Annotated in this window: 4 protein-coding genes; all 4 read left to right on the forward strand. The window is 65.3% G+C overall.

From position 1 onward, the window contains the following. Nucleotides 1–78 precede the first annotated feature (78 nt). The 4 genes from gshA (at nucleotide 79) to gshB (ending at nucleotide 5,963) form a co-directional block, all read left to right on the forward strand. Entirely contained in the window at nucleotides 79–1,374 is a 1,296-nt protein-coding gene (gene gshA, locus ACSQ9E_RS30975; protein ID WP_057205271.1) for a glutamate--cysteine ligase, read from the forward strand. 297 nt (nucleotides 1,375–1,671) lie between these two features. After that, a complete protein-coding gene (locus ACSQ9E_RS30980) occupies nucleotides 1,672–3,540 on the forward strand; it encodes a potassium transporter Kup (protein ID WP_057267254.1) in 1,869 nt (622 codons plus the stop codon). A 201-nt stretch (nucleotides 3,541–3,741) separates the two neighbouring features. Continuing rightward, the gene (locus ACSQ9E_RS30985) at nucleotides 3,742–4,929 is read left to right on the forward strand and encodes a benzoate/H(+) symporter BenE family transporter (RefSeq protein ID WP_436220022.1); all 1,188 of its coding nucleotides are present in this window, start codon (nucleotides 3,742–3,744) and stop codon (nucleotides 4,927–4,929) included. 74 nt (nucleotides 4,930–5,003) lie between these two features. Then, nucleotides 5,004–5,963: a glutathione synthase gene (gshB, locus tag ACSQ9E_RS30990; RefSeq protein WP_436220023.1), complete on the forward strand. Its 960-nt coding sequence runs from the start codon at nucleotides 5,004–5,006 to the stop codon at nucleotides 5,961–5,963. Nucleotides 5,964–6,020 lie beyond the last annotated feature (57 nt).

Below are 6,020 nucleotides of genomic sequence, written 5' to 3' on the forward strand. Positions count from 1 at the left end.
CCCGGGCTTGCGAAGAACCGGTCACGCCCCAACCCTACAATGGATTGCAATCGTTACCGTCTCCTCTGAGGGCTCCCCATGGTTCCGCATCTCATCACGGCCCTCACCGGGCCGATCAACGAACTCGAGCAGCGTGTGCTCGACTCCATGCCCGCCATCGAGCGCTGGTTCCGGCTGGAGTGGATGGAGCACACCCCGCCGTTCTACACCTCGGTGGACATCCGCAATGCCGGCTTCAAGCTGGCCCCGGTCGATACCAACCTGTTTCCCGGCGGCTGGAACAACCTGACCAAGGAGATGCTGCCACTGGCCGTGCAGGCGGCCATGGCCGCCATCGAGAAGATCTGCCCCGAGGCGCGCAACCTGCTGATCATTCCCGAGAACCACACGCGCAACACCTTCTATCTGTCGAACGTGGTGCAGCTGCAGCGCATCTTCAACATGGCCGGCCTCAACGTGCGCGTGGGTTCCATCAGCCCCGAGATCAAGAAGCCCACCTTGATCGAGCTGCCCAATGGCGACACGGTGACCCTGGAGCCGGTGGTGCGCACCAAGCGCCGCCTGGGGCTCAAGGACTTCGACCCCTGCACCATCCTGCTGAACAATGACCTCACGGCTGGTGCGCCAGGCATCCTGGAAGACATCCACGAGCAGTACCTGCTGCCGCCTTTGCATGCCGGCTGGAGCGTGCGCAAGAAGAGCACCCACTTCAAGAACTACGAAGAGGTGGCCAAGCGCTTTGGCAAGATGCTGGGCATCGACCCCTGGCTGGTGAACCCCATGTTCAGCCAGTGCGGGGACGTGGACTTCTCCGAGGGTGCCGGCATGGAGAACCTGCAGACCCATGTGGATGCGCTGCTGACCAAGGTGCGCCGCAAGTACAAGGAATACGGCATCAACGAAAAGCCCTTCGTGATCGTCAAGGCCAACAACGGCACCTACGGCATGGGCATCATGACCGTGCGCGACGCCAAGGAGCTGGACGCGATCAACCGCAAGACGCGCAACAAGATGGCGGTCATCAAGGACGGCCAGGTGGTCAACGACGTGATCATCCAGGAAGGCGTGCTCACCCAGGAGCGGGTGAACGATGCCGTGGCCGAGCCCGTGGTCTACATGATGGACCGCTACGTGGTCGGCGGTTTCTACCGCATGCATGCCGAGCGCGGCATCGACGAGAACCTGAACGCGCCGGGCGCGAGCTTCGTGCCCCTGGCCTTCGAGCACAGCACGCACATGCCCCAGCCGGGCATGCGCCCCGGGGTGAGCGCGCCGAACCGCTTTTACATGTACGGCGTGGTCGCGCGTTTGGCGATGCTGGCGGCCAGTTACGAGCTGGAAGCCACCAACCCCGATGCCGAGGTCTACGACTGATACGGCTTTGCCTTCAACCGGCTAGCGTCGTTGAGGAGCCTTGCCGTGCTACAGCACTGTCTGCGTCTCCCCGCCTGGCTATCCGGCTGAATGCAAAACCGTATGGGGTCAGCTCTCTAAAGAAAGAACTGGAAAGAGGCTTGAGGGCCGCCTGCCACGTCTGCCACAGGCGCGCCAGAGGGAAGTTGCTGCGCTGCAACATGCCCCGGGCTGGTGCGCCGCTGCACCAGCGCAGGAGCACAATAGCGTTCCCAAAAGTAACGGAACCCCGGCAGCCACGTGTGCCGGGCGCGGTCAGTGCAAAGCTCCAAATCCTCGCTCGCAGCGCTCACGCTGGGCGCCATCGGTGTTGTCTACGGTGATATCGGCACCAGCGTGCTGTATGCGCTCAAGGAGGTGTTCGGGTCCGGCCATGTGCCCTTTACCCAGGACAACATTTACGGCATCCTGTCCATCCTCTTCTGGACCCTGACGGTCATCGTCTCCCTGAAGTACGTGGTGCTGGTGCTGCGCGCCGACAACAATGGCGAAGGCGGGCTGATCGCCATGCTGGCCCTGGCCTCCCAAGCCGTGAAGGACAAACCCCGCCTGCGCAGGGTGCTGCTCGGCGTGGGTATCTTCGGCACCTCGCTGTTCTATGGCGACGGGGTCATCACCCCCGCCATCTCGGTGCTGTCGGCGGTCGAGGGCCTGGAAGTGGTCTCGCCGCACTTCAAGCAGTACGTGATTCCGCTGACCCTGGTGGTGCTGTTCTGCCTGTTCATGGTGCAAAAGCGGGGCACGAGCGGCATCGGCAAGTTCTTCGGGCCGATCACGCTGGTCTGGTTTGCCACCCTGGCGGTCCTGGGCGTGTCCCACATCGTCACCCACCCCGAGATCCTGTGGGCCATGAGCCCGCACTATGCCTTGGGCTTCATGTTCGCGAACCCGGGCACCAGCTTCATCATCCTGGGCGCCGTGGTGCTGTGCGTGACCGGGGCCGAGGCCCTGTACGCCGACCTGGGGCACTTCGGCAAGCGCCCCATCCGCCTGGCCTGGTTCGGCGTGGCCATGCCGGCGCTCACGCTCAACTACTTCGGTCAGGGCGCGCTGCTGCTGGCCCAGCCCGAGGCGGTGAAGAACCCATTCTTCATGATGGCGCCCGACTGGGCGCTGTTGCCCCTGGTGGTGCTGGCGACCCTGGCCACCGTGATCGCCTCGCAGGCGCTGATCACCGGCGCCTTCAGCGTGACCAAGCAGGCCATCCAGCTCGGCTACCTGCCGCGCCTGAATATCCAGCACACCAGCGTGCGTGACACGGGGCAGATCTACATCCCGCTGGTGAACTGGGGCCTGTTCGTGGCCATCGTGCTGGCCGTGGTGATGTTCCGCTCGTCGAGCAACCTGGCTGCGGCCTACGGCATCGCCGTGACGCTGGACATGCTGATCACCACCACGCTGACCTTCTTCGTGATCCGCTATGGCTGGGGTTACCCGTTGGCGCTGTGCGTTGCTGCCACGGGCTGCTTCTTCGTGGTGGACCTGGCCTTCTTCGCCTCCAACCTGCTCAAGCTGTTCGCGGGCGGCTGGTTCCCGCTGATGATCGGCGGCATCGTCTTCACGCTGATGATGACCTGGAAGGAAGGGCGCCATCTGGTCAACGACAAGCTGCGCGCCGATGCCATCGACCTCAAGGATTTCCTGGAGTCGGTGTTCATCAGTCCGCCCACGCGCGTGGAAGGCACGGCCGTGTTTCTCACCGCCGAGACGGGCGTCGTGCCCAATGCGCTGCTGCACAACCTCAAGCACAACAAGGTACTGCACGAGCAGAACCTGTTCGTGACGGTCAAGAGCCATGAGGTGCCCTGGATTGGCATGGACAAGCGCCTGCAGGTGGATGCCCTGGGCCACGATTGCTGGCAGGTGGTGGTGCACTACGGCTTCAAGAACGACCCCGACCTGCCCCGTGCCCTGGAGCAACTGCGTGGCCGCGGCTGCGGCATGGAGCCCATGACCACGAGCTATTTCCTCTCGCGCGACACCGTCGTCCCCACCATCGGCAGCGGCATGGCCCCCTGGCGCGAGAAGCTCTTTGCCCAGATGCACCACAACGCCAGCGGTGCGGCGGACTTCCTGCACCTGCCCAACAACGCTGTCGTGGAGCTCGGGTCGAAGATCGAAATTTGACTCCCCCTGAGCCGCTTCGCGGCTTCCCCCTGAGGGGGACGCCACCGGTGCGGCGGGGCGACCCTTGCACGGTGGCCCTGGCCTGGGACGCGCCAGTTGCAGGGATCGTGGGCGATGGAATCGCCTTTGTATAGCGCAGGGCAGGGGGCAACGATCAGTGCAGTTGTGCACCGCATCGGTGCAACGGGCAGAATCCAGCCCATGCAATTTTTCAAAGACCTGAGCCTGTCGTCGTTCACGGCAGGCTTCGTGGCCGTGCTGGTGGGCTTCACGAGTTCGGTGGCCATCGTCTTCCAGGCCGCGCAGGCCTTTCATGCCACGCCGGGGCAGATCACCTCCTGGATGTGGGCACTGGGCCTGGGCATGGGGCTGTGCTCCCTGGTGCCCTCACTGGTGCTGCGCATGCCGGTCATGATCGCGTGGTCCACGCCTGGCGCTGCCGTGCTGGCTACGGCAGGGCTGGCCGGTGGCTTCAGCATGGGCGAGGCCATCGGCGCCTTCATGGTCAGCGCCGCGCTGATCACGCTGTGCGGCGTCACCGGCTGGTTCGAGCGCATCATGAACCGCATCCCTATGGAGATCGCGGCCGGGCTGCTGGCCGGCGTGCTGGCGCGTTTCGGCATCCAGGCCTTCACTGCGGCGCAGACGGCGCTGCCCCTGGTGCTGCTGATGCTGGCCACCTACCTGCTGGGCCGGCGCCTGCTGCCGCGCTATGCCGTGGTCCTCACGCTGGCTGTGGGCATTTCCTGGGTGGCCTTGCGCGGGCAGATGGCCTGGTCCGCCGTGCACCTTTCGCTGGCCGCGCCGGTGTGGACCACGCCAGAGTTCAGCCTGGCGGCCACCGTGAGCCTGGCCATTCCGCTGTTCGTGGTGACCATGGCCTCGCAGAACCTGCCGGGCGTGGCGGTCATCCGTGCATCGGGCTACCCGCTGCCGATCTCGCGCCTGCTCACGCTCACAGGGCTGGGCACATTGGTGCTCGCGCCGTTTGGTGCTTTTGCCCTGAATTTCAGCGCCATCACCGCGGCCATGTGCATGGGCCCCGAAGCGCATGAAGACCGCGCGCGCCGCTATACGGCCGCCGTGTCCTGCGGCGCCCTCTATGTGGTGATCGGGCTGTTCGGCGCGGTCATCACCGGGCTGCTCACCGCCTTTCCCCCAGAACTGGTGGTGGCCATCGCCGGGCTGGCCTTGCTGGGCACCATCGGCAATGGGCTGGCGACGGCGTTGCGCGAAGAGGGGCACCGCGAAGCGGCGCTCATCACCTTCCTGGTCACGCTCAGCGGCGTGGTGGTGGCGGGTGTGGGGTCGGCCTTCTGGGGGGTGGTCGCAGGCAGCCTTGCGCTATTTGTGCAACAGTACGGGCGTTCGCGCATCCAAGGCGGCTAACGGCTCCCTCTTATATGGAGTCCGTCCCCGCCCTGGGGACGCACGCCTTCTTCACACCCATCCACCACCCGCCCATGCAAATCCTCTTCATCGCCGACCCGCTGGCCAGTTTCAAGATCTACAAGGACACCACCTTCGCCATGATGCGCGAGGCCCAACGCCGGGGCCACACCATCACGGTGTGCGGCCCGCAGGACGTGAGCTGGGTGCGTGGTGGCAAGGTGACGGCGCGCGTGCGCGACATCGTGCTCACCGGCCACCCGCAAGACTGGTACACCGAGCAGCCCGTGCGCAGCGCGGTGCTGGCCGACTTCGGCGCGGTGCTGATGCGCAAGGACCCGCCGTTCGACAGCGAATACTTCTATGCCACCCACATGCTGGAGCAGGCCGAGCGCGACGGCGCCCGCGTGTTCAACAAGCCCCGGGCGCTGCGCGACCACCCCGAGAAGCTGGCGATCATGGAGTTTCCGCAGTTCATCGGCCCCACCCTGGTCACGCGCGACCCGGCGGACATCCGCAGCTTCCATGCCGAGCACAAGGACATCATTCTGAAGCCCCTGGACGGCATGGGCGGCATGGGCATCTTCCGCGTGGGGCCGGACGGCATGAACCTGGGCAGCATCATCGAGACGCTGAACAAGGACGGCAGCGAGAGCGTGATGGTGCAGAAATTCCTGCCCCAGATCTCCGAAGGCGACAAGCGCGTGCTGGTCATCGGCGGCAAGCCCGTGCCGTTCTGCCTGGCGCGCATTCCCCAAGGCACCGAAGTGCGTGGCAACCTGGCGGCCGGCGGCAAGGGCGTGGCACGCCCCCTGTCCGAGCGCGACTGGGAGATCGGCAACGCCCTGGGCCCCATCCTGCAGGAGCGCGGCCTGCTGCTGGCCGGCGTGGACGTGATCGGTGACTGCGTCACCGAGATCAACGTCACCAGCCCTACGTGCTTCCAGGAGATCTTCGACCAGACCGGCTGCGACGTGGCGGCGCTGTTCGTCGATGCGCTGGAGGCGGCGCTGGCTGCCTTGAACGCGCGATAAGTGGCCAACTTTGGCGGCAGCCCGAAAACTCATGCTATAGTCGAGGGCTTCGCTACC

It is taken from the genome of Acidovorax sp. LjRoot118 (assembly GCF_964253575.1).
GTDB lineage: Bacteria > Pseudomonadota > Gammaproteobacteria > Burkholderiales > Burkholderiaceae_C > Acidovorax.